This is a genomic window from Rhizobium sp. 2MFCol3.1 (assembly GCF_000377565.1).
GTDB lineage: Bacteria > Pseudomonadota > Alphaproteobacteria > Rhizobiales > Rhizobiaceae > Rhizobium.
In genome coordinates this window covers 297,727-322,900 of the sequence record NZ_KB898355.1, presented here as the reverse complement: position 1 = coordinate 322,900, position 25,174 = coordinate 297,727, and the positions used below count along the sequence as shown (strand labels likewise).

Genomic DNA, 25,174 nt, shown 5'->3' with positions numbered 1-25,174 from the left:
CTCCTACTTGACCGGATAATTGAAATAACGGGACGAAAAGAGCCCGAAGAGGCGCATCATCACCCAGGAGATCACGAGGTAGAAAACCGTGACGGTGAAATAGACTTCGAAGCTGCGGAAGCTTTCGGATTCGATCCGTTGCGAGACCGACGTGAGCTCGTAGGCCGAGATCGCCGAGGCGATGCTGGTCGACAGCGTCAAGAGCACAAACTGGCTGGTCAGCGAGGGGTAGATAGCCCTTAGCGCAGGCTTCAAGACGATGAAACGGAAGACTTGCGCCTTGTGAAGACCGAGCGCCAGGCCTGCTTCCTTCTGGCCCGCGGGGATCGACTGCACCCCGCCGCGAATGATCTCGATCGCGTAGGCGCCGCCATTGATGCCGAGCGCGATAATCGCCGTCGGCGTCGGATCGAGCCTGATGCCGGCGAGCGGCAGGGCGAAATAGATGAAGAAGATCTGCACCAGGAACGGCGTGTTGCGGATGATCTCGACGAAGCCGATCACCAGCCAGCGTACTGCCTTGAAGCGGGAGTCGCGCAGCATGACGCCGCCGATGCCGATCAGGACCGCAAGCAGCATGCCCGAGATCGCCAGCAGGAACGTACCGAGACAGGCAAGCAGCAGGCTCGGCAGACCGTCGATGACAGGCGTGAAGTCCAGTGTGTAGTTCATGGTGTTATTTCTGGCCTTTCCTGTCCGGTCAACGGCTGCGAGCGACCAGCTGCGTCATGGCCTGGATCGCCAGCTCGTATCCATCCGCACCGAAACCGATCATGATCGACGTCGCGATGGGCGAGATCAGGGATTTGTGGTAGATGCTCTCGCGGGCGTGCACATTGGAGATGTGCAGCTCGATCTTCGGCGGATCGAAGGTCTTCAGCGCATCGAGAACCGCGATCGAGGTAAAGGTGAAGGCCGCCGGGTTGATGATGATCCCGCAAGCCTTCTCGCGCGCCTCGTGAATGCTTTCGATAAGCGCGCCCTCGAAATTCGTCTGGCGAAAATCCACCTCGTAGCCGAGGTCGCGCGCCTTGGCCGTGCAGCGCTGCTCGATCTCGGCAAGCGTCGTCGAGCCATAGATATGCGGCTCCCGCTGACCGAGAAGATTGAGGTTCGGCCCGTTCAGTACAAAAATCGTCTTGCTCATCATCGCTCCCGCGTTTGGCACGAGACAGTCATCGCCGCGGCAAAGCGGCGGCGGTCGTCTTCAAGACGCCGCCGTCGCACTGCCCTGTCGCGAAGCGGCCTACTTCGCAGCGAAGGGAATGCCTTCGAGGCTCGCCGGGAATTCAGGCACGGGAACCTTCATCCACTTGTCGTAGACCTTCTTCAGCTCGCCATTTGCCTTGATCTTGTCGATGAAGGTGTTGAGCGAGGCGTTGATTTCCTTCTCGCCCAGGCGGGTGCAGGCGCCGTTGTAGAGCTTCTGGAACTCGAGCTTGTTCTCGAACTCGCCGGGGCGGGCCTTCTCGACGCGATCCATGTAGAAGATGTTGCCGCCGAGTGCCTCAGCCTGCCCGGATACCAGCGCCTGGACGCTGGCCGCGTCGCCGTCGAAACGGCGAATGGTGGCCGAAGCCGGCGCATTCTTGGTCACCTGGGTGTCCTGTGCGGCACCCTTCGCCACGGAAATGGTCATATTGGCCATGTCGTCATTCGTCTTGATCGACTTGTTCTTCGGCCCGATCAGCACAATGGCATTGGCATTGTAGGGCTGGCTGAACTGAACCGCCTTGGCGCGGTCAGGCAGCATGGCCATCGTCGCGAAGAGAACATCGACGCGACCTGAGGTCAGCGCCGGAATGCGGTTGTTGACTTCGAGCGGCACGAACTCGACCTCGACGCCGAGTTCCTTGGCGTAGAGCGCGCCCATGTCGGCATCGAAGCCGTCCTGCTTGCCGGCGCTGGTAACGAAGCCCCATGGCGGATTGTCGCCCTGGATGCCGACGATCAGTTTGCCGCGGGCCTTGATTTCTTCTGGGGTGACGGCAGCTGCCGGCTGAGCCAGCGCAATGCCGGTGAGCAGAGCGGCCGCGCCAAGCATGGCGTTGCGCCGTGACAACATGGATTTCAACATCTTTTCCTCCTCCTCAATGGTCGTTGCGACCGCACAGCCTTCCTTCTCCTCCGACTGTGAGACCAAAACTGCCTGACACGGACCGATAAATCAACATAGTTTTTAGAAATCGTATGAGACTTCTATTTTCAAACGTTGAATTGAACTTCTCACGACATTCGTCATAATGATTGTCACGACGATATCGGCCAGGGAGGATAAGCGAGATGAAGACCTCGATAGCGACGGTTTCGATCAGCGGCGAGTTGCCGGAGAAGCTGGAAGCGATCGCGCGAGCGGGCTTTGACGGCGTGGAGATTTTCGAGAACGACTTCCTGGCCTTTGACGGCAGCCCCGCCGATGTCGGCAAGATGGCTGGCGATCTCGGACTTAAGATCACGCTGTTCCAGCCGTTCCGTGATTTCGAGGGCATGCCGGAACCGCTGCGCAGCCGCACCTTCGACCGCGCAGAACGCAAGTTCGACATCATGCAGCAACTCGGCACGGACCTCGTCCTCGTCTGCTCGAACGTCTCCTCTGCCTCGCTCGGTGGCATCGACCGTGCGGCTGCCGACTTTCGCGAACTGGGTGAACGCGCAGCAGCACGCGGATTGCGCGTCGGCTACGAGGCGCTAGCATGGGGTCGGCACATCAATGACCACCGCGACGCCTGGGAGATTGTGCGTCGTGCCGACCACGACAATATCGGCTTGGTGCTGGACAGCTTTCACAGCCTCTCACGCAAGATCGACATCAATTCGATCCGCTCGATCCCGAAGGAGAAGATCTTCATCGTCCAGCTGGCGGATGCGCCGCAGATCGACATGGACCTGCTCTACTGGTCGCGACACTTCCGCAACATGCCCGGCGAAGGCGACCTGCCGGTGACGGCCTTTACATCCGCGATCGCCGCGACCGGCTATGACGGCTACTATTCGCTGGAGATCTTCAACGACCAGTTCCGTGGCGGCTCGACGCGCGAGATCGCGGCCGACGGCCACCGTTCGCTGATCTATCTGGGCGATCAGGTGCGCCGCAGCCTCGGCGGCGACAAGCCGATTGGAAAGCCCATGCCGCCCCGCGCAACGGTGAAAGGCGTGGGCTTCGTCGAGTTTACGGCCGATGAAGGCGATGCGGCCGAGCTGATCGGCATCCTTGAGGTACTGGGCTTTCGCAAGACGGCCAAGCATCGCAGCAAGGAGGTCAGCCTCTACGAACAGGGCGGCATCCGCATTCTCGTCAACATCGACCAGGCCGGTTTTGCCAACGCGGCATACGCCGTCCACGGCACGTTGGCCTATGCCTTCGCGCTTGTCGTCAACCACGCCTGGGAGGCCCACCGGCGCGCGGTGGCACTCAATGCAGAACCCTTCCTGCAGCCGGTCGCCGAAGGCGAACTCGAGCTGCCGGCGATCCGTGGCGTCGGGGGCGGCATTGTCTATCTGATCGACGAAGCCTCGCCGCTCGGCCGCTTCGCGGAAGTCGACTTCATTCCCGTCGACGAACAGCAATTGGCCTCGAGCGCAGGTCTGCTGCGCATCGACCATATCGCGCAGACCGTAGCCTACGACGAGATGCTGACGTGGCTGCTCTTCTACACCTCGATCTTCGCGACCGAGAAGACGCCGATGGTCGATATCATCGATCCAGGTGGCGTCGTGCGCAGCCAGGTGGTCGAGAACGAGGAAGGGTCGCTGCGCATCACGCTCAACGGCGCGGAAAACAGGCGGACGCTCGCCGGACATTTCATCGCTGAAAAGTTCGGATCGGGCATCCAGCATCTTGCCTTCAGCACCGACGATATCTTCGCCACCGCCGAAGCCTTACAAAAAGCCGGCTTCAAGCCATTGCACATTTCGCCGAACTACTACGGGGATGTTGAGGCGCGTTTCGGACTGGATCCCGATCTCACCGAGCGGCTGAAGGCACACAACATCCTCTACGACCGCGATGAGCACGGCGAGTATTTCCAACTCTACAGCGGCACCTACGGCGAAGGCTTTTTCTTCGAGATCGTCGAGCGCAAGGGCTATCGCGGCTACGGCGCGGCCAATGCCATCTTCCGCATTTCGGCATTGAAAAAGCAGATGCGCCCGGAAGGCCTGCCGCGCGATAGCGACTAGGCCAGGAATAGTACGCGATCAGGCGACGATGCCGCTCTTCAGGATGTGCTCGACCCCGCTATGCACATGTCGGCGGATCACGGCCTTCGCCTGTTCCGCATCGCGCCGAAGCGCGAAATCGAAGAGCGCGCGGTGATCCTCGACCACCGGCTTGCCGCGGAAGCTCTCGGCCAGCATGTGATAGCGCAGGAAGCGGTCGAAGACCGATGAGAGCGTCGCCATCAGCGTCGCGGAATTGCAGGCCGAGACGATCGCCTGGTGGAACTCCCAGTCATAGCGCACCCATTCAATAGTGCGCGAGGCATCGCCGGCAAGAAGCCGCCGTTCCGCGGCCGCCAGCTTGTGATGCGCAGCAACGATGGAGGCCTCCCACTCGAGATCGCCAGCAGTAAAGGCGAGATCGAGCGCGTGGGTTTCGAGCACCACGCGGAGATCGGCAAGCTCGAGCAGTTCGCGACGCGACGCCGGGCTGACCTCGAAACCCTTCTGCCCCTCGGCGACGACGAGATTTTCCGTTGTCAGTCGGCTGAGGATTTCCCGCAGCGGCGAGACGCTGATCGAATAGCGTTCGCGCGCCTGCTCCAGCCTGATCTTGGATCCCGGCGGCAAGATGCCGGAAATGATGTCCTGGCGGATCTGCCGAAACACGACCTCGCTCACGGTTTCGGCCGTCTCTCCAGTTTTCTTCAGCATTGCGTTGCGCGGGCTCCAGTCGCCATGATTTGGAAAATCATACAGCAGATTGCCTTTCCTATGTCTTTTTTAAATATGGCAGACGATAGGATTTCAGCGGTTGTGACAATGAGGTAACGTGAACACCACAGTTCGCATCGAAATAGCAGAGCATCGTGATGTTGCAGCAGACAGTAAACGAGACCATCGCGGAGAGCAGCTACCGCCGCATCCGTGCCGACATCATCTTCGGCCGGCTCGCACCGGGCCAGAAATTGAAACTGGATGCGCTGAAGGAATCCTACGAGACCTCGATCAGCACATTGCGCGAGATCCTCAACCGTCTTTCCTCGGAAGGATTGGTACTGGCGGAGGGGCAGCGAGGGTTTCAGGTGTGCCCCGTCTCCATTACCGATCTCAGGGAGATCGCCGCCTTGCGGCTGCTCCTGGAGACGCATGCGCTGGAGCAGTCCTTCGCGCAAGGCGACATGGAATGGGAAGCGCGCCTCGTATCCGCCCACTACAAGCTTGCCAGCCTGGAACGACTGATGGCGACCGGTGACGCAAGCCGGGCCGAGGACTGGAAGCGATACGACTGGGAGTTTCACCAGGCGCTGATTTCGGCCTGTGGCTCCAAGCTCCTGATCGAAACGCACTCGGTCATCTTCGACAAGTATCTGCGCTATCAGATGGTCGCACTATCTTACCGCGGCGATGTGGCGTCGCGCGAGCATCAGGCGCTTCTCGATGCAGCCCTCAGGCGCGATGCCGATGCGGCCAAGCAAATCCTTGCCGCGCATATCGAAGGCGGTGTCGAGCATGCGCTCGCGCGCGGTCTGCTGAAGCAGGACAACTGAGGGCTAGACCAGAATTCCGCTCAGCTCGGCCTTTATCCGCAGCAGCGCCGGAAGATAGCGCGATACCATCGTCTGCATCGGCTCTTCCGTCGCCGCAAGGCCGACATTCAGCGCTGCCAGCGTTTGCCCGCGCGCGCCGACCAGCGGCACTGCGACCGACCTGAGGCCGATCTCGACCTCCTGGTCGATGGAGGCGTAGCCGGCGGCTTTGACGTCCTGCAGGATGCGTTGGAGTTCACCCACATCGGTCTGCGTTCTCGCCGTTCTTTGCGCGAGCGGTTCGGCCGAAAGCAATTCCAGCGCCCGCTCCGAAGGAAGTGCGGCCAAAAGAACGCGTCCCATCGACGTGCAATAGGCGGGAAGTCGCGATCCCGGCATCAATGCGATCGACATCACCCGGCGCTGCGATGCGCGCGCCACGTAGACGATCTCGGCATCATCGAGGATCGAGACTGACGTGCTTTGGCCGATTTCCTCCGACAGTTGGTCCAGCCATGGCTGAACGATGCGCGGCAGCGGCATGGAGGCTAGGCATCCGGCGCCAAGCCGCAGCACGCGCGGTGTCACCGTGAAATACTTGCCGTCATAGGCGCAGTAGCCAAGCTCCGCCAAAGTCAGAAGGCATCGCCGCGTCGTGGCGCGGTCGTAACCCGATATGTCAGCAGCCTCAGAGATGCTGAGACGCGGGTGCTCGGCTGTGAACGCCTCGATCACCTTCAGCCCCTTGGCGAGGCCACCCATGATGTCACGTTCCTTCACCTGCATGTGTCGTCCCCAATGTGCGATATTCGAACAAATATTACATACCGCACAAACAAGATTGCCGTCCACACCGCCCTCCCCTAAAAATCGACGCGCTGCCGGTGACAGGCGGCGATGGAGGATCGATGGACAAGACAGTGCGAAGCGCGGCCGAAGCGGTCGACGGGATTGGCGATGGAGCAATCGTAATGATCGGCGGCTTCGGCGGCTCCGGCGCCCCGATCGAATTGATCCATGCGCTGATCGACAAGGGGCCTCGGAACCTGACCGTTATCAACAACAACGCCGGCAACGGACGGATCGGCATCGCGGCGATGATCGATGCGGGCATGGTCCGCAAGATGATCTGCTCCTTCCCCCGCTCGTCCGACCCGCGCGCCTTCACAGACCGGTATCTTGCCGGCGAGATAGAGCTGGAGCTTGTGCCGCAGGGAACACTTGCTGAACGTATCCGCGCCGGCGGCGCCGGCATCCCGGCATTCTATACGCCGACAGGCTACGGAACCGAACTCGCGCAGGGCAAGGTCATCGCCGAGTTCGACGGCCGGCCCTATGTGCAGGAACGCTGGCTGAAGGCCGATTTCGCGATCGTCAAGGCGCATGTCGGCGACACCCATGGCAACCTCACCTATCGCAAGGCCGGCCGCAACTTCAATCCGCTGATGTGCATGGCGGCCGAGCAGACGGTTGTCCAGGTTTCGAGCCTCGTGCCCCCTGGCGGCATCGACCCCGAGCACGTCGTGACCCCCGGCATCTTCGTCGATCGCGTCGTCGAAATTGCAAATCCCAAACAGGAAGAAGAGCTTATCCGCGAGGGAGCGACACACCCATGAGCAACGATAACAAGCTCTCGAACGCGCAGATCGCCTGGCGTGCAGCGCAGGACATCGCTGATGGCGCCTATGTCAATCTCGGCATCGGCTTTCCCGAGATGGTGGCGCGTTACCAGCCGCCCGGCAGACAGGCGATCTTTCATACGGAGAACGGCGTTCTCGACTTCGGCGAGGCGCCGCCGGCGGGCGAAGAGGATTGGGATCTGATCAACGCGGGCAAACGCGCCGTAACCCTGAAACCCGGCGCCGCCTTCTTTCACCACGCCGACAGCTTCGCCATGGTACGCGGCGGCCATCTCGATGTCGCGATCCTGGGGGCCTACCAGGTTGCCGAGAACGGTGACCTCGCCAATTGGCGGGTGGGCTCCAAGGGCGTGCCCGCCGTGGGCGGCGCGATGGACCTCGTGCACGGCGCCCGACAGGCCTTCGTCATCACCGAACATGTAACCAAAAATGGCGAGCCGAAGCTCGTCGAGAAGTGCACCTTCCCACTGACCGGCGTCGGCTGCATCACCCGCATCTATACCAGCCACGCGGTGATCGACATTGCGGACGGCCATTTTGTGCTTCGAGAAAAGCTGCCGGATCTGGCGATCGAAGATCTGCAGGCCATGACCGGCGCAAAGCTGCATATCGACGGACCGGTCCTGGATCTGATCGTGCCGACGCTTTCGGGAGGTGAAGCATGACCGAAGCCTATATCTGCGACTACATGCGCACGCCGATCGGCCGCTTCGGCGGCGCGCTCGCCTCCGTCAGAGCCGACGATCTCGGTGCTGTACCTTTGCGCGAACTGATTGCGCGCAACGTCTCGGTAGATTGGGAAGCGGTGGACGATGTCATTTTCGGCTGCGCCAACCAGGCGGGCGAAGACAATCGCAACGTTGCCCGCATGTCGCTCCTTCTCGCCGGCCTGCCGGCGAGCGTGCCGGGCACGACGATCAACCGGCTGTGCGGCTCCGGGATGGACGCGATCATTGCGGCTGCGCGGGCGATCAAGGCCGGCGAGGCCGAATTGATGATCGCCGGCGGCGTCGAAAGCATGTCGCGCGCGCCCTTTGTCATACCCAAGGCGGATACAGCATTCTCGCGCCACGCCGAAATCCACGACACGACCATCGGCTGGCGCTTCGTGAACCCTCTCATGAAAGAGCTGTATGGCGTCGATTCCATGCCCGAAACCGGCGAGAACGTTGCTGAAGACTATAAGGTCAGCCGGCAGGATCAGGATGCCTTCGCGCTGCGGTCCCAGGAAAAGGCGGCAGCGGCAATGCAGAACGGCAGGCTTGCCAGGGAAATCGTCGCGGTCTCGATCCCTCAGCGCAAAGGTGACCCCGTTGTCGTCGACCGGGACGAACATCCGCGCGCCACCACGCTCGAAGCGCTGGCCAAGCTCGGGACGCCATTCAAGCGCGAGGGCGGCACCGTCACCGCGGGCAATGCGTCGGGCGTTAACGACGGCGCCGCTGCCCTGATCATCGCTTCTGAAACGGCCATCAGGAAATACGGCCTGACGCCGACCGCCCGCATTCTAGGCGGGGCGTCTGCCGGCGTGCCACCTCGCGTCATGGGCATCGGCCCGGTGCCCGCTTCGCAAAAGCTGATGGCTAGGCTGTCCATGGCCCAGCAGCAATTCGACGTCATCGAACTCAACGAAGCCTTCGCCAGCCAAGGTCTCGCGGTGCTGCGCCAACTCGGCATCGCCGACGACGACGCGCGCGTCAACCGCAACGGCGGCGCCATCGCGCTCGGCCACCCGCTTGGCATGTCGGGCGCGCGCATCACCGGCACGGCGGCGCTGGAGATGGCCGCCAGCGGCGGACGCTTCGGTCTTGCAACCATGTGCGTCGGCGTCGGCCAAGGGATTGCCATTGCGTTGGAGCGCGCATGACGCCGCATTAAGCTTCGGGAGGAGGACGCAGGGAGGATACATGCGTACCAAAGTCGCTATCATCGGCTCGGGGCCGGCAGGCATGTTGCTCGGCCAACTGCTGACCGCGGCCGGCATCGACAACATCATACTCGACCGTGTCTCCAAGCATTACATTCTCGGCCGCGTGCGGGCGGGCGTACTGGAAGAGGGCACGGTCGGCCTGATGGACAGGGCGAAATCCGGCGCACGGATGCATGCCGAAGGGTTGTTGCATGACGGCTTCTCGCTTGCCTTCGATGGCCGCGACCATCGCATCGATCTCGTCGGCTTGAGCGGCGGAAAGCGCGTCATGGTTTATGGCCAGACAGAGCTGACCCGCGACCTGATGGAACACCGCGAGGCAAGCGGCGCTACGTCGATCTACGAGGCGGCCAATGTCACGCCACACGATTTCGACGTCGATACTCCATGCGTAACCTATGAGAAGGATGGGGTGACCCATCGCATCGACTGCGATTTCATTGCCGGATGCGACGGTTTCCACGGCGTTAGCCGCAAGGCGGTGCCGGAGCAGGCGATCCGCACCTTCGAGAGGGTCTATCCTTTCGGCTGGCTCGGCATTCTGGCCGATGTCGCGCCCGTCAGTCACGAGCTTGTCTACGCCAACCATCCACGCGGCTTTGCGCTCTGTTCGATGCGCTCGCAGACGCGCAGCCGCTATTACATCCAGGCTTCGCTCGATGAAAAAATCGAGGACTGGAGTGACGAGCGGTTATGGGACGAGCTTCGCCGCCGCCTGCCCACGCATCATGCCGAAGCGTTGCAGACTGCCCCGTCCTTCGAAAAGTCGATTGCCCCGCTTCGCTCCTTCGTTGCCGAACCCATGCGTTTCGGTCGGCTGTTTCTCGCTGGCGACGCCGCGCATATCGTGCCGCCGACAGGCGCCAAGGGCCTGAACCTTGCGGCCAGCGATGTGCACTACCTGTTCTCGGGCCTTTCGGAATATTACGCGGAACATTCGCGCGCCGGGATCGACGCCTATTCGCAGCGCGCGCTGTCGCGCGTCTGGAAGGCCGTCCGGTTCTCTTGGTGGATGACGACCATGCTGCACCGTTTCCCCGATACCGACGACTTCGGCCAGAAGATCCAGGAGGCGGAGCTCGACTATCTTACGCATTCCAATGCTGCAGCGACGGTGCTGGCCGAAAACTACGTCGGATTGCCCTTTTGAGGGGCCAGCTTTGAGCTGGGCACTTCCCTAGCCGCCTCGCGGATGGTCTGCATCAGGATAGAAAGCGGTAGCGACGGAACGGCATCATTGCGCATCGTCAGGCCCACGGGGCCCTTGGTCTCGCTCGTATCAATTGGGAGCACCGCCAGCGCGCCATCCTCGATATCGTTGGCGACGACGCCGGCGGAGATGATCCAGATGGCATCGCTTGCGCGCACGAAGGCGCGGCCAAAGCTGTCTGAGACCGTTTCTATCTGGTTGGGAAGGCTGGGCACACCATTGGCGATGAGAAGCCCCTCGACGAATGGGCGGATGATCGACGCGCGAGTCGGCATCAGGACCGTGTAGTCACCGAGCGCATTGAAATGCGACTGCCTGGCGTTCAGCAGCGGATGGCCGGCACGCACAGCGAAGACAACCTGCTCGGAGTAGAGATGCTCGAAGGAAAATCCGGTCATCTTTTCCGGCCCGGCGAGACGCCCCACAACTAGGTCGAGATCGCCGACACGAAGCTGCTCGAGAAGCACGGCGTTCTCGCCGGTGACGATCTTCAGCCGGCTCCAGGTGTTCTCCTTCAGGAAGAGCTGCATGGCTCGCGGCATGATCCTCGTCGATACTGTCGGCAAGGCGCCGATGCGGATCGGTGGCGCATCGCCGATCCGCTCTTGCGTGACCGAATCGAGCCCCTGCCGCAGCGCCGTCAGCGCCGCGCCGGCGTGTTTCAGGAAGACCTCGCCGTAGCGGGTGATCTTGATACCGCGGCCGTCGCGCTCGAAGACTTCGACGCCCAGAACGCCTTCCAACTCACGGATCGTCTTGGTTACGGCGGGCTGGCTGACATGCAGCAGTTCTGCCGCCTTCATCACGCTTTTCTGGCGCGCGACCTCGACAAAGGTTTGCAGATGGCGGAACTTTATACGGCTGTCGATCATCTCTTACATAACTCTGAAGTTATAGGATCGCCACGAAATATCATTTTACCTAACCAGATTAAACATTCAATTTCCTGTCAGGAGGAGTTTCCAGTGCAGTTTGCCCGCGTCAACGACATCGCGATCCACTACCAGGTTATCGGCGGTCCGGCCGACAAGCCGGTTCTTGTCTTTGCGAATTCGCTTGGCACCGATTTCCGCATCTGGCGCGACGTTATCGTCCGGCTGGCGGGCGATTTCGCCATACTGCTCTATGACAAGCGCGGCCACGGACTCTCCGATGTCGGCCAGACGCCCTACACGATCGAGGACCACGCCTCGGACCTGATCGGCTTACTCGAAACGCTTGAGATCAAGAAGGCGATCATCTGCGGGCTCTCGGTCGGTGGGTTGATTGCCCAGTCGCTCTACCGGCAGCGGCCGGATCTCGTCAGCGCGCTTATCCTCTGCGACACGGCCCACAAGATCGGCACCGCCGACAGCTGGAACAAGCGTATCTCGGCCATCGAACAAAATGGCATCGACAGCATGTGCGATGCCATCATGGAGCGCTGGTTCACACCGGCTTTCCGCCGCCCCGAAAACACCGCCTATAACGGCTATTGCAACATGCTCGTCCGCCAACCGGTGGCCGGCTACGTCGCCACCTGCGCTGCCGTGCGCGATGCCGATTTTACCGAAGCGGCGAAGGCGATCACCGTGCCGACGATCTGCATCGTCGGTGACCGGGACGGCTCGACGCCGCCCGACCTCGTCAAATCGCTGGCGCAGCTGATCCCCAACGCTCGCTACGAGATCATCCGCGATGCCGGCCATATTCCCTGCGTCGAGCAGCCCGAGGCGCTGACGGCGGTGATCCGCGCATTCATCGACTTCGCATTAGATGGAAAAGCTCATGAGTGACACTCCGCTTGCCTCCGAGCGCTACAGGCAAGGCATGGCGACCCGCCGCGCCGTTCTGGGCGACAGCCATGTCGATCGCGCCGAAGCCGTCGCGACGGCGTTCGACAAGCCTTTTCAGGATCTGATCACCGAAGCAGCTTGGGGGCACGTCTGGTCGCGCCCGGGATTGACCAAGCGCGAGCGCTCCATCGTCACGATCGCGCTGCTCGCGGCACTCGGACAGGATGACGAGGTGGCCATGCACGTGCGCGCCACATCAAACACAGGCGCCAGCCGAGACGACGTCTGCGAAGCGCTGTTGCACGTCGCGATCTATGCCGGCGTCCCGGCCGCAAATCACGCGATCAAGATCGCCAAGCAGGTCTTCGAACAGATGGACGCCGAAAAGGCGGCTTGAGAGGAAGTCATGTCCGAAATACCGAACCGCAAGCCCGAGACGGGCGCCTTCTTCGCCCGCGACCTCAGCTGGCATCCGCCGGCTTTTGCGCCCGGCTACAAGACGTCCGTCCTGCGCTCGCCAAAGCGCGCGCTTCTTTCGCTCGACGGCACGATCTCGGAGATCACTGGTCCCGTCTTCGGCCACGCGATGATCGGGGAGCTCGACAACGACCTGCTCCACAACTTCGCCAAACCGGGCGAAAGCGCCATCGGCGAGCGCATCATCGTCCACGGACAGGTTCTCGATGAACGCGGGCGGCCGCAGGCCGGTGTGCTCGTCGAGTTCTGGCAGGCCAATGCCGGCGGGCGTTACCGCCACAAGAAGGAAAGCTACCTTGCGGCGATCGATCCGAATTTCGGCGGCTGCGGGCGTGCGATCACCGATGAAGACGGCCGCTATTTCTTCCGCACTGTCAGACCCGGCGCCTATCCATGGCCGAACGGCGTCAACGACTGGCGCCCGGCGCACATCCACTTTTCGATCTTCGGCCACGGCTTCTCGCAGCGCCTGATCACCCAGATGTACTTCGAAGGCGACCCGATGATCTGGAAGTGTCCGATCGTCGGCACCATCCCCGACAAGGCCGCCATCGAACAACTGATCGCGCCGATGGATTGGGGCAACACCATCCCCATGGACAGCCGCGCCTACCGGTTCGACATCGTGCTGCGCGGCCGCCGCTCGACGATGTTCGAAAACAAGCTGGAGGGCAACTGATGGCTCAGGAATTGCGCTATCTCAAGGAAACGCCCTCGCAGACGGCTGGCCCTTACGTCCATATCGGCCTGACGCCGAACTTCTGCGATATCGGCGGTGTCTATGAACGGGATCTCGGCGTCGCGATGGTCAACGACAAGACAACAGGCGAGCGCATTACCGTCACCGGCCGCATCTTCGATGGTGGCGGCGCGCTTGTGCGCGATGCCGTCATCGAGATATGGCAGGCCGACAGTGCCGGGCTCTACAACAGCCCGTCGGAAATGCGCGGCACAGCCGATCCGAATTTCACCGGCTGGGGGCGTTGCCCGAGCCGCGCCGAGGATGGCGTCTACAGCTTCGACACCGTCAAGCCGGGCAAGGTTCCCTTCAAGGACGGGCGCAGACAGGCGCCGCATATCAGCTTCTGGATTGTCGCGCGCGGCATCAATGTCGGCCTGCAAACGCGCATGTACTTTCCTGAAGAGACCGAGGCGAACGGCGCCGACCCACTGCTTCAGCGCATCGAACACAGGGATCGCGTGGCAACGCTTATTGCCGCGCGCGATGGTTCTACCTATACGTTCGACATCCGGCTGCAGGGCGAAAACGAGACCGTGTTTCTCGATATCTGACGACGGTGCGGGACCGTCCATTCCACATCCGCTCAAGACCATCAACGACGGGACGACAAATGGGCGCGACTGCCTTCGACCACCCCTTTCTCTCCGGCCTCGTTGGCGATGCGGAGACGTCGGCCTGGTTCACGGCCGAGGCCGATATTCACGCCATGCTGCAATTCGAGGCGGCACTTGCGCGCGCGGAGGCTGCCCATAACATCATCCCTGAGCCTGCCGCGCAGACAATCTCCGCCGCCTGCGCCGCCTTCAGCGCCGACCTCCCCGCTCTTCGCGCCGCTACTGCCCGCGATGGCGTCGTCGTTCCCGAGCTCGTTCGCCAACTGCGCGCCACCGTCGGCGACGCGTCGCCCCATGTCCATGTCGGCGCCACTAGTCAGGACGTCATCGATAGCAGCCTGATGATGAGGCTGAAGCCCGTCGCCTTTGTTTTCGCAGCGCGTCTGGCGGCAATCGAGCTGCGTTTATCGGAACTACAGCAGGCCTTCGGCGAAAGGCCGCTGATGGGCAGGACCCGCATGCAGGCGGCAATTCCGATCACCGTTGCCGACCGGCTGCAGGCTTGGCGCGCCCCCTTGGGCGGCTACCGCGAGACACTGACTGCGCTGCGCTTTCCCCTGCAGTTCGGAGGGGCGGCCGGCACGCTCGATAAACTCGGCAAAAGGGCCGCAGCGGTGCGTAGCTCGTTGGCGCAGGAGCTTGGGCTCGTCGATATCCAGCAATGGCAGAGCCAACGCGCCTTCATCGCGGAATTTGCCGGTCTGCTCACTCTGATTTCGGGCGGCCTCGGCAAATTCGGCCAGGACGTCGCGCTGATGGCGCAAGCCGGAGACGAAATCGGACTGACGGGTGGCGGCGCGTCATCCGCCATGGCGCACAAGCAGAACCCGGTCGCGGCCGAGACCCTGGTGGCATTGGCTCGCTTCAACGCGACGCAGATATCCGCGATCCACCATTCGATGGTGCATGAACAGGAGCGCTCCGGTGCGGCCTGGACGCTCGAATGGCTGGTCCTGCCCCAGATGGCAATTTCCACGGGTGCCGCACTGCGACTGGCGCACGAACTGGCGGTCAATGTAAGCCGCCTGGGATTCGCTGATCCATAACCCACGGGACATGACTTGCGGCCTTTATTTCATTTTACATTACCGTTTCGCATGACAAACTGGCCTGAAAACTAAGGCGTTGGAGTCGCCTAAAAGGGAGAGAGAAAGAATGAGGAAGCTGCTTCTGGCCGCCGCCGCGGCCCTGCTTATGGGTTCGGGCGCTTATGCCGACACGATCAAGGTCGGCGTGGTTGGCCCGTTTTCCGGTCCGTTCGCACTGCAGGGCAAGAACTTCAAGGCCGGGATCGACGCCTACATGGCGACCAACGGCAACAAGGTCGGCGACAACACGGTGGAGATCATCTATCGTGACCTCCCGGCCGCCGACCCCGCGCAGTCCAAGTCGCTCGCCCAGGAGCTGGTGGTCAAGGAAAAGGTCCAGTATCTGGCCGGCTTCTATTTCACCCCCGACGCGATGGCCGTGACGCCGATCCTCAAGCAGGCCAACACGCCGCTCGTCGTCATGAATGCCGCGACCTCGGCAATCGTCACCAAGAGCCCGCTGGTCGTGCGCACCTCCTTCACCACCTGGCAGACATCGACACCGATGGCGCAGGTCGCCTTCGACAAGGGCGTCAAGAAGGTCATCTCCGTGGTCAGTGATTATGGGCCGGGCGTCGATGCCGAAAACGCCTTCAAGGCCGGCTTCGAGAAGGCCGGCGGCGAAGTCGTCGAGGCGATCCGCATGCCGCTTGCCACCAACGACTTCAGCCCGATCATGCAGCGCATCAAGGATTCCGGCGCCCAGGGCGTCTTCGCCTTCCTGCCGTCTGGCCCGACAACGCTCGGCTTCGTCAAGGCCTATAACGAGAACGGCCTGAAGGGCGCCAATATCCAACTCTTCGCCCCCGGCGACTTGACGCAGGAATCCGACCTGCCGGCGCTCGGCGATGCGGCACTCGGCATGCTCACCACCTTCCACTACGCTGTCTCGCACGATTCCCCTGAGAACAAGGCTTTCGTCGAGGCGGCCGACAAGGCGATCGGTAACCCGGCGGAACTCACCTTCCCTGCTGTCGGCGCCTATGACGGCATGCATGTCATCTACAAGATGATCGAGGCGACCGGCGGCAAGCAGGATGCGCAAAAAGCTGTCGACGCGGTCAAGGGCCTTACCTGGGCCAGCCCGCGCGGTCCTGTTTCGATCGACCCCGAAAGCCGCCATATCACGCAGAACATCTACCTGCGCGAAGTCGCCAAGGATGCCGACGGCAAGTTCATCAACAAGGAAATCCAGACCTTCGAGAAGCAGGGCGATCCGGGGCTTGCGGCTGTGAAGTGAGGACATCAAACGTGGACGTTGTGCCAGCGGTCACGACGTGAACGTTGTGCCGCAGGCCCCCTCACCCTACCCTCTCCCCGCTGGGGAGAGGGGAAGTGAACACGGTGCCTGACATCCCTTCCGTCCTTCGGGCGCCGAAGGACGGGGCAAGACAAGCGGCTTAACCTCGCGGTGCCGGCAGGCGGATAAGGGGCCACGCGGGGCAAAGCCGCCAGTGTCTGCCTCGTATACAACAAGGACCATACCGAACCCATGCAAACTGTCTTCAGCATAGCCGTCGATGCGCTCGCCTATGGCATGGTGTTGTTCGTGATCTCGATCGGTCTTTCGGTGACCATGGGCCTGATGCGGGTCGTCAATCTCGCGCACGGCGCGTTTGCGATGATCGGCGGCTATATCGCCTCCTATGCGGTGCGCGACCTTGGGCTTGGCTATGGGATCGGCGTCATCGCCGCCGTGGTCGGCACGATCATCATTGCCATTCCGATGGAGCGCTTCCTCTATCGCCGCATCTACGGGGCGCCTGAGTTGACGCAGGTGCTGATGACGATCGGCATCACCTTCTGCATCATCGGCATTGCCAACTATGCGATGGGACCGACGTTGAAGACCATACCATTGGCCGAGAGCCTGCAGGGCTCCGCCAACCTGGGTTTCCGCACCATTCCCGTTCACCGCCTCTTCGCGATCGTTTGCGGGCTTGGCGTCGCCGTAGCACTTTGGTTCACGATCGAGCGGACGAGCTTCGGCGTGAAACTCCGCGCCTCGGTCGACAATGCTGCCATGGCGGCAGCACTTGGGGTGCGCACGGAGATCATCTATGCGCTGAGCTTCGCGGTCGCCGTCGGCCTCGCCGCCTTCGGTGGCGTCGTCGGCGCCGAGCTGCTGCCGGTCGAACCCTACTACGCGTTGCGCTACATGGTGACCTTCCTGGTCGTCGTTTCGGTCGGTGGCGCGGGCTCGATCCCCGGCGCGTTGATCGCCTGCCTGGTGCTTGGTGGCATCGACACGACAGGCCGCTACCTGATGCCCGAGTTCGGCGAATTCTTCTTCTACCTCGCCGTCATCGCGATCATCTGCATCTTCCCGCGTGGCTTTGCCGGAAGGGCGAAATAGGATGACGCTCGCCGTGAACACCGACACGACCGCTACGGTCCGACGCCATCGCTCCGCGGGTCGCGATCTCGCGGGCATCGCTGCGATCATCCTGCTTGCAGGCATCGGCTACCTGCTGTTTCCAGACAATCTGGCGCTTTTGACGCGCATCATCGCCATTGCGCTGCTGGTCCTGTCGCTCGACCTTGTCACCGGCTATTGCGGCATTGCAACGCTTGGCCATGCGGCGCTGTTCGGCAGCGGCGCATATGCCGCAGGGATCGTGTCTGCTCATTACGGCATTACCGACCCGCTGCTGATGACGCTGGCGGGCATCGTCGGCGGCGCGATTGCCGGGCTGGTCTGCGGTGCGATCATCCTGCGCGCCCATGGCTTGCCGCAACTGGTGCTGTCGATCGCGCTGATCAACCTCTTCCACGAATTGGCCAACAAGGCCTCGTCCTGGACGGGCGGCAGCGATGGCCTCTCCGGCATTTCCACCGATCCCCTGCTCGGCTATTTCGAGTTCGATCTCTATGGCCACACCGCCTATGTCTTCGGCGTCGTGCTGCTGCTCGTCGTCTTCCTGTTGCTACGCCTGCTGGTGCGCTCGCCGTTCGGCATGCTCTGCCGCGGCGTTAAGGAAGATCCGCTGCGTATCAAGGCGATGGGCGCATCGCCGAAGGCGGCGCTGATGAAGATGTATGTCATATCGGGCGCGGTCGCCGGGGCTGGCGGGGCGCTGACGGCGATCTCGACGCAGGTCGTCGGCCTCGACAGCCTCTCCTTCACGCTTTCGGCCGAAAGCCTCGTCATGCTCGTGCTCGGCGGCACCGGCTCGCTGTTCGGCGCTCTCTCGGGAACCGTCATCTTCATGCTCTTTGAGGATTATGTCTCGGCCGCCAATCCGTTCCACTGGCTGACCATGGTCGGCGCGCTGTTGATCCTCGTCGTCCTCTTCGCGCCAAAGGGCATTTACGGTACGGTCGCAGCCCTCTTTTCGCGACGTAAGGAGGCCGCCGAATGAACGCCGTCTTCGAAGTCGTCAACCTGAAGAAATCCTTCGGTGGCCTGGCTGTCACCAACGACGTGTCGATCTCGATGCATCCTGGCGACCGCGTCGCGCTGATCGGCCCGAACGGCGCGGGCAAGACCACCTTCGTCAATCTGGTCACCGGCAATCTGGCGCCAGATTCCGGCGATGTCCGGCTGGGGGGCGAAACCGTGACCCGGTTGGATGCCGCTGGCCGCGTCAAGCGCGGGCTGGTCCGGTCATTCCAGGTGACCCGGCTCTTTCACGATATGACGCCGGCCGAGCATGTCGCGCTCGCCATCCTGCAGCGAGACGGACGGACGGGCCGCATGTTCGGCAACTTCCTGTCGATGCCTGGTGTCATGGACGAGGTGACCGGCATGCTGCACACGCTGGGCCTCGATAACCTGATGCACCGCAAAGTCAACGAGATCGCCTACGGCCAGCAGCGCCTGCTGGAAATCGCCGTCGCCATGGCGCTGAAGCCGAAGGTGCTTCTGCTTGACGAACCGGCCGCCGGCGTACCGCAGAGCGATACGGGACGCATAGAACAGGCGCTGGCAGACCTGCCCGCCGATCTTGCCGTGCTGATGATCGAGCACGACATGGACCTGGTCTTCCGCTTCGCCAAGCGCGTCATCGTGCTCGCCGCTGGCGCCATCATTTTCGACGGTTCGCCCGCCGATGTCACCAAGGATGCCCGCGTACGCGAAGCCTATCTGGGGAGCTATGCCAATGCCAGCCACGTCGCTTGAGGTCGAAAACCTGTCGGCCGGATACGGCCCGATGCGCGTTCTCGAACATGTTTCCTTCTCGGTTCCTGCCGGCGCGCGGCTTGCGGTGCTCGGCCGCAATGGCATGGGCAAGACCACGCTGCTTGCAACCCTTGCCGGACAGACGAAGCGCTACGACGGTCGCATCAGACTCGGTTCCGCCGATGTCACGGCGATACCGAGTGCTGCGCGGGCGCATCAGGGATTGGGCTATGTGCCGCAGGCGCGCTGCATCTTCCCGACGCTGACGGTCGAGGAGAACCTCTTCGTCGGCTTGAAAGGACGTCCCAAGACCGCACTCGAGGAAGCCTACCAGATGTTCCCGCGCCTTAAGGAGCGCCGCCGCAATCTCGGCAACCAGCTTTCCGGCGGCGAACAGCAGATGCTCTCCACCGCCCGCTCCATTCTCGGGCGGCCCTCGGTGCTGCTTCTGGACGAACCGCTGGAGGGCCTGGCGCCGGTCATCTGCGAGGAACTGATGGCTGCTTTCGCCGAACTCGCCAAGACCGGCGACATGACCATTCTGCTCGTCGAGCAGCGCATCCAGAGTGCGCTCGAATTCGCCGATCAGGTGATCATTCTCGAACGCGGCCGGCTCGCCTGGACCGGTACGCCGCAGGCGTTGGCTCAAGACCACGACGCCGTGGAGCGGCTATTGGGTGTGGGCGGCCTGCACTGAGATGAGCGCCTTTAGGCGCGCTCGGTTCAAAGGTCCATAACCATCTCATGCCAGGCCATGCCGCCATGATCAGAGGCGGATGGCTGCGTGTAGCGGTAGCCCATCTTCGCATAGAGCGGTACGTGCTGCTCCCGACACATCAGATGAATACTCGACTTGCCCGCGTCCCGCATCTGCTCGATGAAATGTTGCATAAGCAGCTTTGAATAGCCTTTGCCCTGCTCAGCGGGATCAACCACCACCGACATGATGACGACGTTCGGCGCCGCCGGATCGTGGCCGATCAATTCCTTGAACGCCTCGTCGGACATCACAACGTCGAATGCGCAACCACTGTTGATAAAGCCCGCGATCCTGCCTTCTTCCTCAAGGATGAGAAAGCCTTCGGGATATTGCTCGATGCGTGTGGCTATCTTCTCCAACGTCGCCGCCTCGTCACCCTCGTAGGCGGCGGTTTCGATCTCGAAGCATCGGGTGGCATCGGCTGGAACGGGATGTCTGAAGGAAGGGTTGGTGGTCATGGCACGCTCCTAAAGGCTGCCCGGCTTGCTTAGCAACTTTAGGATTGCTGCGCCACGAGGGCTTATCGCATTCTAGCCCTCGCTCACCGCCGCCAGCAGCCAGTCGCGAAACGCGAGCACGACCGGTCGTGCCTCGTTGCGCTGGGGATAGACCAGGAAGTGGTTGGCCTCGGTCAGCGCCACCGCGCGTCCGGCCAATGGCTGCACGAGGCGGCCGCTCGACAGTTCGCGCTCGGCGAGCTTGACGGCTTCGAGACATACGCCCATGCCATCCGCCGCTGCGGCGATCGCCATGAAGCTGCGATCGAAACGAAGCGCGGGCTGGCGCGGCATCGCCGATCCGTTGGCGTGAAACCAGTCCGACCAGCTGACATTCTTGATCATGCTGCGAATGAGCGGCACGCGATGCAGGTCCTCAACCGTTTCAAGCTGTCGCGCCATTTCAGGCGTGCACATCGGCTGAACCTCCACCGGGCCAAGCGAATGGATGACCAACCCCTCGTGGTGACCGCTCAGACCATAGACAATATCGACGTCGAACTGGTCTTGGGCGAAGTGAACGGGTTTCGTGTCCGCCGAGATCGTTACCTCGAAACCGGGATTATCGATCAGGAACCTGTTGAGGCGAGGCGCCAGCCACTGTGCCGCGAAGCTTGGGGATGAATGCAGGCGCAGCACCAGCGACTGGCGGGCCGATAGCGTCTCCATCGCGCCGCGCAACAGCGCCATCGCCTCGACGACGGGGCGCTGGAACATCAGCCCATCGGCGGTCAGCCGCAGCTCACCATGGCTGCGGTCGAAGAGCAGCGTGCCGATCTCGCGCTCGAGCTTGGTGATCGCATGGCTGACGGCGCTCGGCGAGAGGTTCAGATCCTTGGCGGCCAGCTTGAACGAGAGATGCCGCGCCGCAGCCTCGAAAGCCGGCAGCCCGCCGATTGGAATCCGCTTCATCAGTTGTCGATCCGTCTGTTTCGCAGTCGCGGCACCGCTAGGACATTTTGTCATCTTGCGAAAGCGAAATGAGAAAATTTCACCTGGCCGGATATGTTTTCACCACCCGCCATCATTGCTTGTCCAGACAATGTCAACGGCGCAAAACGCGGCGTCACTTTGACCTGCGTCAATTTGCGCGGGTCTTCCAATCACGCCGACCTTTGCCGTTAGGCATCGTCTTTCTGTGAGGCAATCTTGTTATCTAATCGAGGCGCGAAGATCGCGCAGACTGTGTTCGGAGCGGTGTTATCGCTTCTAGGCTTGTACTTTGCCGCGAATGGCGGCTGGCTGGTGACCCTGGGCGGCACCTTCTACTATCTCATCGTCGGTCTCCTGATGATCGCCAGCGGCGTCCAAGTGGCGCGCGGTCGCAATTCCGGCTTCATCATCTATTTCGTCGCCTGGGTCCTGACGCTGGTCTGGAGCTTCGTCGAATCCGGGCTTGATCCGTGGAAGCTCGAGGTACGCCTCTTCGCGCCGAGCGTTCTGCTTGCCGCCTTCCTCCTGCCGGGGCTTGGCCGCGGCATCAAGGCCGCCAGCCCCCGTTTCTGGCGTGGCTTCCAGGCAGCGACTGGTGTCGTTGCCGTGCTTCTGGTCGGCGCCATCCTTTACGCCGCCTATGGCCCGACTTCGGGCGAGACCACTCAGATTACAGCCCAGACGGCTCCGATGAGCCCGACCGGGTGGGAACACTACGGCAATGATGCCGGCCAGAGCCGCTTTGCCGATCTGGCCCAGATCACGCCTGACAACGTTGGCAAGCTACAGGTTGCCTGGAGCTCGCATTCGGGCGACATGCCCGACGACACGGAACTGCACCGCAAGGGCCGCGAGTATCATTCGGAATCGACCCCCATCAAGATCGGCAACACGCTCTATAGCTGCACGCCGCATTCATGGGTCATCGCCACCGATGCCACGACCGGCAAGGTGAAGTGGACCTTCGACCCCAAGCTGCCGCGCACCAACCCCTATATCGTGTGCCGCGGTGTCAGCTACTACGACGCCCCGCAGGCCGATACCTGCAAGGCCCGCGTCTTCGCGCCGACCATGGACGGGCGCATCTACGCGCTTGATGCCGAAAGCGGTCAGATCTGCGAAGGCTTCGGCCAGAACGGCTTCATCGACCTGAAGGACCAGACCGGCAAGGACAACAATGGCAAGTCCTGGGGCGGTGGCTGGCAGGTTTCGACCTCGACGCCGCTGGTCATGAACGACCGCCTTGTCGTCGGTAGTCGCGTCATCGACAACATGTCCACTGACGAGCCTTCGGGCGTCGTGCGGGCCTTCGACCCGCTCGACGGACATCAGGTCTGGGCCTGGGACGTCGGCCGCTCGGAAGATGCCCTGCCCGGCCGCCTGCCGGAGGGTGAAGTCTACACCAAGGGCACGCCCAATGTCTGGGGCACCATCACCGGCGACGCGAAGCTAAACATGGTGTATCTGGGTACCGGCAACGCCGCACCCGACTACTACACCGCCTTCCGTCGTCCGTTCGACAACAAGTTCGGCACCTCGCTTGTCGCCCTTGATGTCACGACCGGCAAGCTGCGCTGGCACTACCAGCTGGTGCACAACGACATGTGGGACTTTGACGTGCCGGTTGGCCCGTCGCTCTTCGATATGCCAGATGGCACGCCGGCCCTCATCCAGACCACCAAGATGGGCGAGGTCTTCATGTTCAACCGCGCAACGGGCGAGCCTTTGGTCGAGACCAAGGAAATGCCCTTTGCGCAGAACGGCGCAGCACCAAACGTTCCTGTTTCGCCGACCCAGCCGGTTCCGGTTGGCATGCCCTCGCTGGTCCCGGAAAAATTGACCGAGCAGGACATGTGGGGCGCGACACCGATCGATCAGCTCGCATGCCGCATCGACTTCGCCCGCGCACGCAGCGAAGGCATCTTCACGCCCATCGGCCCGACGCGTTCGATCGGCAACCCGGCCTTCGACGGTGTGACGGACTGGGGCGGCGCCTCGGTCGATCCGGTGAATAAGGTCATGTACGTCAACACGATGAACATGCCCTTCTATTTCCAGCTGGTCGACCGCAACACGCCTTATGGCAAGGAACTGCTGAAGCAGAAGAGCAGCGGCGGCGAAAACGCCCAGAAGCTCGACGTGCGCCTGCAGGAAAACACGCCCTATCTGGCGACGCTGCGCGCATGGCTCAGCCCCTTCATGGTGCCTTGCGTCCCGCCGCCATGGGGTCAGCTGGTGGCGATCGACCTGAAGACGCAGAAGGTGCTTTGGCGCAAGACGCTCGGCAATGCTCGCAAGAACAACGCCTTCGGTCTGACGCAGAACCTCCCGCTGCCCACAGGCACGCCGAACCTCGGCGGTTCGCTGGCAACCGCGGGCGGTCTGGTGTTCATCGGCGCAACCACGGACAACTACGTCCGCGCATTCGATGCCCATACCGGCAAGGAAGTCTGGCGCTACAGCCTGCCCGCCGGTGGGCAGGCCAACCCGATGAGCTACATCGGCGAGGATGGCCGGCAGTATGTGGTTATCACCGCTGGTGGCCATGGCGCGCTCGGCACCTCCTATGGCGACGAGACGATCGCATTCGCATTGCCGAAGTAACCTCTGAGATCTCCACCCGCTCGACTGATCGTCGAGCGGGTGGATGTACCTGTGAACCGCTGCGGCAGGACAGAGCGTCTTGCCGCAGTATTTTGACCACCGCTCGCAGGATCGGTGGCGTCTGAAATCAAACACGAAAGGAATATCCCCATGACATGGTCTGCCCCGAAGTTCATCGAAGTCAGCTGCGGCATGGAAATCAATCGCTATGCGCCGGCTGATGGCGGTGAGCCGATCCTGTTCTAAGCAGCCGGACATCCCATCTCGCCAAGTCTGCCGGCGACGGCGTTGCGTGTTTCAATGATGACGCGTATCGATGCCGTCGCCGGCAACCCGGACCTGCCGCCACAGAACTCAGGCCGCGAATTGAAAGCGAATAGAATGTCATTGAACCGGATCGTCCTGCCCCTCGTTGCGGCCGCCACGCTTTTCTCCAGCTCCGTCTGGGCTGCCCAGCCCGAACGCGATCCCGCGCCGTCGGGCGCCTATGTGTCGGACCCCGCCCATTCGAGCGTGATCTGGAAGGTCAACCATCTCGGCCTTTCCAACTACACCGCCCGCTTCACCCGCATGACGGCGGAGCTGAACTGGAACGCGGAACACCCCGAGACATCCTCCGTGACCGCGACCATTGACCCGCTGTCCGTCCAGACGAACTTCCCCTTCCCCGAGCGCGAGGATTTCGACAAGGAGATCGGCACCGAGGACCGGTTTCTGGCCGGCAAGCCGATCAGCTTCGTCTCGAAAGAAATCAAAGTCATCGATCCGCACCATGGAACGGTCGCGGGCGATCTGACCTTTCGCGACGAGACGCATCCGGCCGTGCTGAATGTCACCTTCAACGGCTCGATGGCGCGGCAACCCGCAGCCGACACGCCGAAGATCGGCTTCTCCGCGCAAATGACCTTCAAGCGCAGTGACTGGGGCCTTGCGCCGAAGATCAAGTCGATCGGCGACGAGGTGACCGTCATCATCGAAACGGAACTGCAGCCGCCTCAGGCCGCCGATGACACGCACGAGGCAAAGCCAGCAAAATGAACCAGATCGCGTCCGTCGTGCCCGAACCGCGATGGACGCGTCAATGGCGCAGGATT

The 25,174-nt window shown here is 62.1% G+C and carries 27 protein-coding genes; 19 read left to right on the top strand and 8 right to left on the bottom strand.

The features are described from left to right. Nucleotides 1-3: 3 nt before the first annotated feature. The 3 genes from D460_RS0107410 to D460_RS0107400 all read right to left on the bottom strand — a co-directional run bounded on the left by D460_RS0107410 (nucleotide 4) and on the right by D460_RS0107400 (nucleotide 2,077). The gene (locus D460_RS0107410; RefSeq protein ID WP_018897896.1) at nucleotides 4-672 is read right to left on the bottom strand and encodes an amino acid ABC transporter permease; all 669 of its coding nucleotides are present in this window, start codon (nucleotides 670-672) and stop codon (nucleotides 4-6) included. 28 nt (nucleotides 673-700) lie between these two features. Beyond that, a complete protein-coding gene (aroQ, locus tag D460_RS0107405) occupies nucleotides 701-1,147 on the bottom strand; it encodes a type II 3-dehydroquinate dehydratase (protein ID WP_018897895.1) in 447 nt (148 codons plus the stop codon). 99 nt (nucleotides 1,148-1,246) lie between these two features. Further along, nucleotides 1,247-2,077: a transporter substrate-binding domain-containing protein gene (locus D460_RS0107400; protein ID WP_026282888.1), complete on the bottom strand. Its 831-nt coding sequence runs from the start codon at nucleotides 2,075-2,077 to the stop codon at nucleotides 1,247-1,249. A gap of 206 nt (nucleotides 2,078-2,283) precedes the next feature. Between D460_RS0107400 and D460_RS0107395 the strand changes: the two genes are divergently transcribed. Next, nucleotides 2,284-4,179: a sugar phosphate isomerase/epimerase and 4-hydroxyphenylpyruvate domain-containing protein gene (locus tag D460_RS0107395; protein ID WP_018897893.1), complete on the top strand. Its 1,896-nt coding sequence runs from the start codon at nucleotides 2,284-2,286 to the stop codon at nucleotides 4,177-4,179. Between the two features lie 18 nt (nucleotides 4,180-4,197). Here the strand turns inward: D460_RS0107395 and D460_RS0107390 are convergent, their stop codons facing one another. After that, a complete protein-coding gene (locus D460_RS0107390) occupies nucleotides 4,198-4,872 on the bottom strand; it encodes an FCD domain-containing protein (RefSeq protein ID WP_018897892.1) in 675 nt (224 codons plus the stop codon). A 158-nt stretch (nucleotides 4,873-5,030) separates the two neighbouring features. Between D460_RS0107390 and D460_RS0107385 the strand changes: the two genes are divergently transcribed. Continuing rightward, the gene (locus tag D460_RS0107385; RefSeq protein ID WP_018897891.1) at nucleotides 5,031-5,708 is read left to right on the top strand and encodes a GntR family transcriptional regulator; all 678 of its coding nucleotides are present in this window, start codon (nucleotides 5,031-5,033) and stop codon (nucleotides 5,706-5,708) included. Nucleotides 5,709-5,711: 3 nt separating this feature from the next. On the opposite strand, the gene D460_RS0107380 is transcribed toward D460_RS0107385, so the two are convergent. Further along, nucleotides 5,712-6,473 carry an IclR family transcriptional regulator C-terminal domain-containing protein gene (locus D460_RS0107380; protein WP_018897890.1) on the bottom strand — a complete coding sequence of 254 codons (762 nt, stop codon included), beginning with the start codon at nucleotides 6,471-6,473 and terminating at the stop codon, nucleotides 5,712-5,714. A gap of 122 nt (nucleotides 6,474-6,595) precedes the next feature. Between D460_RS0107380 and D460_RS0107375 the strand changes: the two genes are divergently transcribed. The 4 genes from D460_RS0107375 to pobA are packed head-to-tail and all read left to right on the top strand — an operon-like array spanning nucleotide 6,596 to nucleotide 10,407. Then, complete coding sequence (locus D460_RS0107375) at nucleotides 6,596-7,303, top strand: 3-oxoacid CoA-transferase subunit A (RefSeq protein ID WP_018897889.1); 708 nt, start codon at nucleotides 6,596-6,598, stop codon at nucleotides 7,301-7,303. Further along, on the top strand, nucleotides 7,300-7,992 hold the full coding sequence (locus tag D460_RS0107370; RefSeq protein ID WP_018897888.1) for a 3-oxoacid CoA-transferase subunit B: 693 nt from the start codon (nucleotides 7,300-7,302) through the stop codon (nucleotides 7,990-7,992). Before D460_RS0107375 ends, D460_RS0107370 begins: the two co-directional genes overlap by 4 nt. Continuing rightward, nucleotides 7,989-9,194, top strand: a complete 1,206-nt coding sequence (pcaF, locus tag D460_RS0107365; RefSeq protein ID WP_018897887.1) for a 3-oxoadipyl-CoA thiolase — start codon at nucleotides 7,989-7,991, stop codon at nucleotides 9,192-9,194. The genes D460_RS0107370 and pcaF overlap by 4 nt, the downstream gene beginning before the upstream one ends. Before the next feature lie 40 nt (nucleotides 9,195-9,234). Next, nucleotides 9,235-10,407 (top strand): 4-hydroxybenzoate 3-monooxygenase, encoded by a 1,173-nt coding sequence (gene pobA, locus D460_RS0107360; RefSeq protein WP_018897886.1) that lies wholly within the window; start codon nucleotides 9,235-9,237, stop codon nucleotides 10,405-10,407. On the opposite strand, the gene pcaQ is transcribed toward pobA, so the two are convergent. After that, complete coding sequence (gene pcaQ / locus D460_RS0107355) at nucleotides 10,386-11,339, bottom strand: pca operon transcription factor PcaQ (RefSeq protein WP_018897885.1); 954 nt, start codon at nucleotides 11,337-11,339, stop codon at nucleotides 10,386-10,388. The genes pobA and pcaQ overlap by 22 nt on opposite strands. 93 nt (nucleotides 11,340-11,432) lie before the next feature. Between pcaQ and pcaD the strand changes: the two genes are divergently transcribed. The 10 genes from pcaD to D460_RS0107305 all read left to right on the top strand — a co-directional run bounded on the left by pcaD (nucleotide 11,433) and on the right by D460_RS0107305 (nucleotide 19,983). Then, nucleotides 11,433-12,242, top strand: coding sequence for a 3-oxoadipate enol-lactonase (pcaD, locus tag D460_RS0107350; RefSeq protein ID WP_018897884.1), 810 nt, complete (start codon nucleotides 11,433-11,435; stop codon nucleotides 12,240-12,242). Beyond that, entirely contained in the window at nucleotides 12,235-12,639 is a 405-nt protein-coding gene (gene pcaC / locus D460_RS0107345) for a 4-carboxymuconolactone decarboxylase (protein WP_018897883.1), read from the top strand. The genes pcaD and pcaC overlap by 8 nt, the downstream gene beginning before the upstream one ends. Nucleotides 12,640-12,648: 9 nt before the next feature. Next, nucleotides 12,649-13,398, top strand: coding sequence for a protocatechuate 3,4-dioxygenase subunit beta (gene pcaH / locus D460_RS0107340; RefSeq protein WP_018897882.1), 750 nt, complete (start codon nucleotides 12,649-12,651; stop codon nucleotides 13,396-13,398). Further along, entirely contained in the window at nucleotides 13,398-14,012 is a 615-nt protein-coding gene (gene pcaG / locus D460_RS0107335) for a protocatechuate 3,4-dioxygenase subunit alpha (protein WP_018897881.1), read from the top strand. The genes pcaH and pcaG overlap by 1 nt, the downstream gene beginning before the upstream one ends. Before the next feature lie 59 nt (nucleotides 14,013-14,071). Further along, entirely contained in the window at nucleotides 14,072-15,121 is a 1,050-nt protein-coding gene (locus D460_RS0107330; RefSeq protein WP_018897880.1) for a 3-carboxy-cis,cis-muconate cycloisomerase, read from the top strand. Between the two features lie 109 nt (nucleotides 15,122-15,230). Continuing rightward, complete coding sequence (locus D460_RS0107325) at nucleotides 15,231-16,403, top strand: ABC transporter substrate-binding protein (protein WP_018897879.1); 1,173 nt, start codon at nucleotides 15,231-15,233, stop codon at nucleotides 16,401-16,403. A 252-nt stretch (nucleotides 16,404-16,655) separates the two neighbouring features. Further along, a complete protein-coding gene (locus D460_RS0107320; protein WP_018897878.1) occupies nucleotides 16,656-17,519 on the top strand; it encodes a branched-chain amino acid ABC transporter permease in 864 nt (287 codons plus the stop codon). A gap of 1 nt (nucleotide 17,520) precedes the next feature. Continuing rightward, nucleotides 17,521-18,525 (top strand): branched-chain amino acid ABC transporter permease, encoded by a 1,005-nt coding sequence (locus D460_RS0107315; RefSeq protein ID WP_018897877.1) that lies wholly within the window; start codon nucleotides 17,521-17,523, stop codon nucleotides 18,523-18,525. Then, nucleotides 18,522-19,286 carry an ABC transporter ATP-binding protein gene (locus D460_RS0107310; RefSeq protein ID WP_018897876.1) on the top strand — a complete coding sequence of 255 codons (765 nt, stop codon included), beginning with the start codon at nucleotides 18,522-18,524 and terminating at the stop codon, nucleotides 19,284-19,286. The genes D460_RS0107315 and D460_RS0107310 overlap by 4 nt, the downstream gene beginning before the upstream one ends. Then, complete coding sequence (locus tag D460_RS0107305; RefSeq protein ID WP_018897875.1) at nucleotides 19,267-19,983, top strand: ABC transporter ATP-binding protein; 717 nt, start codon at nucleotides 19,267-19,269, stop codon at nucleotides 19,981-19,983. The genes D460_RS0107310 and D460_RS0107305 overlap by 20 nt, the downstream gene beginning before the upstream one ends. Before the next feature lie 26 nt (nucleotides 19,984-20,009). Here D460_RS0107305 and D460_RS0107300 read toward each other — a convergent pair whose 3' ends face one another. Together D460_RS0107300 and D460_RS0107295 are read right to left on the bottom strand one after the other, a co-directional pair. Next, a complete protein-coding gene (locus D460_RS0107300) occupies nucleotides 20,010-20,504 on the bottom strand; it encodes a GNAT family N-acetyltransferase (protein ID WP_018897874.1) in 495 nt (164 codons plus the stop codon). Between the two features lie 72 nt (nucleotides 20,505-20,576). Next, nucleotides 20,577-21,455, bottom strand: coding sequence for a LysR substrate-binding domain-containing protein (locus tag D460_RS0107295; protein WP_018897873.1), 879 nt, complete (start codon nucleotides 21,453-21,455; stop codon nucleotides 20,577-20,579). A gap of 237 nt (nucleotides 21,456-21,692) precedes the next feature. On the opposite strand from D460_RS0107295, the gene D460_RS0107290 reads away from it, so the two are divergent. From D460_RS0107290 to D460_RS32730, 3 genes are all read left to right on the top strand, one after another. Continuing rightward, entirely contained in the window at nucleotides 21,693-24,080 is a 2,388-nt protein-coding gene (locus tag D460_RS0107290; RefSeq protein WP_196809320.1) for a membrane-bound PQQ-dependent dehydrogenase, glucose/quinate/shikimate family, read from the top strand. 150 nt (nucleotides 24,081-24,230) lie between these two features. Then, nucleotides 24,231-24,326 carry a pyrroloquinoline quinone precursor peptide PqqA gene (gene pqqA, locus D460_RS0107285; RefSeq protein ID WP_018897871.1) on the top strand — a complete coding sequence of 32 codons (96 nt, stop codon included), beginning with the start codon at nucleotides 24,231-24,233 and terminating at the stop codon, nucleotides 24,324-24,326. Between the two features lie 54 nt (nucleotides 24,327-24,380). After that, on the top strand, nucleotides 24,381-25,118 hold the full coding sequence (locus D460_RS32730) for a YceI family protein (protein ID WP_018897870.1): 738 nt from the start codon (nucleotides 24,381-24,383) through the stop codon (nucleotides 25,116-25,118). The last annotated feature ends 56 nt before the right edge of the window (nucleotides 25,119-25,174 follow it).

Excerpts from the sequence above, each read along its gene's own strand:
- pcaG (WP_018897881.1), top strand. The coding sequence starts at position 13,398 with ATGGCTCAGGAATTGCGCTATCTCAAGGAAACGCCCTCGCAGACGGCT.
- pcaQ (WP_018897885.1), bottom strand. The coding sequence starts at position 11,339 with ATGATCGACAGCCGTATAAAGTTCCGCCATCTGCAAACCTTTGTCGAG.
- pcaH (WP_018897882.1), top strand. The coding sequence starts at position 12,649 with ATGTCCGAAATACCGAACCGCAAGCCCGAGACGGGCGCCTTCTTCGCC.
- D460_RS0107295 (WP_018897873.1), bottom strand. The coding sequence starts at position 21,455 with ATGAAGCGGATTCCAATCGGCGGGCTGCCGGCTTTCGAGGCTGCGGCG.
- D460_RS0107320 (WP_018897878.1), top strand. The coding sequence starts at position 16,656 with ATGCAAACTGTCTTCAGCATAGCCGTCGATGCGCTCGCCTATGGCATG.
- pqqA (WP_018897871.1), top strand. The coding sequence starts at position 24,231 with ATGACATGGTCTGCCCCGAAGTTCATCGAAGTCAGCTGCGGCATGGAA.
- D460_RS0107390 (WP_018897892.1), bottom strand. The coding sequence starts at position 4,872 with ATGCTGAAGAAAACTGGAGAGACGGCCGAAACCGTGAGCGAGGTCGTG.
- pcaC (WP_018897883.1), top strand. The coding sequence starts at position 12,235 with ATGAGTGACACTCCGCTTGCCTCCGAGCGCTACAGGCAAGGCATGGCG.
- D460_RS0107380 (WP_018897890.1), bottom strand. The coding sequence starts at position 6,473 with ATGCAGGTGAAGGAACGTGACATCATGGGTGGCCTCGCCAAGGGGCTG.
- pobA (WP_018897886.1), top strand. The coding sequence starts at position 9,235 with ATGCGTACCAAAGTCGCTATCATCGGCTCGGGGCCGGCAGGCATGTTG.
- D460_RS32730 (WP_018897870.1), top strand. The coding sequence starts at position 24,381 with ATGATGACGCGTATCGATGCCGTCGCCGGCAACCCGGACCTGCCGCCA.
- D460_RS0107410 (WP_018897896.1), bottom strand. The coding sequence starts at position 672 with ATGAACTACACACTGGACTTCACGCCTGTCATCGACGGTCTGCCGAGC.
- D460_RS0107400 (WP_026282888.1), bottom strand. The coding sequence starts at position 2,077 with ATGTTGAAATCCATGTTGTCACGGCGCAACGCCATGCTTGGCGCGGCC.
- aroQ (WP_018897895.1), bottom strand. The coding sequence starts at position 1,147 with ATGAGCAAGACGATTTTTGTACTGAACGGGCCGAACCTCAATCTTCTC.
- D460_RS0107310 (WP_018897876.1), top strand. The coding sequence starts at position 18,522 with ATGAACGCCGTCTTCGAAGTCGTCAACCTGAAGAAATCCTTCGGTGGC.
- D460_RS0107315 (WP_018897877.1), top strand. The coding sequence starts at position 17,521 with ATGACGCTCGCCGTGAACACCGACACGACCGCTACGGTCCGACGCCAT.
- D460_RS0107305 (WP_018897875.1), top strand. The coding sequence starts at position 19,267 with ATGCCAGCCACGTCGCTTGAGGTCGAAAACCTGTCGGCCGGATACGGC.
- D460_RS0107395 (WP_018897893.1), top strand. The coding sequence starts at position 2,284 with ATGAAGACCTCGATAGCGACGGTTTCGATCAGCGGCGAGTTGCCGGAG.
- D460_RS0107300 (WP_018897874.1), bottom strand. The coding sequence starts at position 20,504 with ATGACCACCAACCCTTCCTTCAGACATCCCGTTCCAGCCGATGCCACC.
- D460_RS0107330 (WP_018897880.1), top strand. The coding sequence starts at position 14,072 with ATGGGCGCGACTGCCTTCGACCACCCCTTTCTCTCCGGCCTCGTTGGC.
- D460_RS0107385 (WP_018897891.1), top strand. The coding sequence starts at position 5,031 with ATGTTGCAGCAGACAGTAAACGAGACCATCGCGGAGAGCAGCTACCGC.
- D460_RS0107375 (WP_018897889.1), top strand. The coding sequence starts at position 6,596 with ATGGACAAGACAGTGCGAAGCGCGGCCGAAGCGGTCGACGGGATTGGC.
- D460_RS0107325 (WP_018897879.1), top strand. The coding sequence starts at position 15,231 with ATGAGGAAGCTGCTTCTGGCCGCCGCCGCGGCCCTGCTTATGGGTTCG.
- D460_RS0107370 (WP_018897888.1), top strand. The coding sequence starts at position 7,300 with ATGAGCAACGATAACAAGCTCTCGAACGCGCAGATCGCCTGGCGTGCA.
- pcaF (WP_018897887.1), top strand. The coding sequence starts at position 7,989 with ATGACCGAAGCCTATATCTGCGACTACATGCGCACGCCGATCGGCCGC.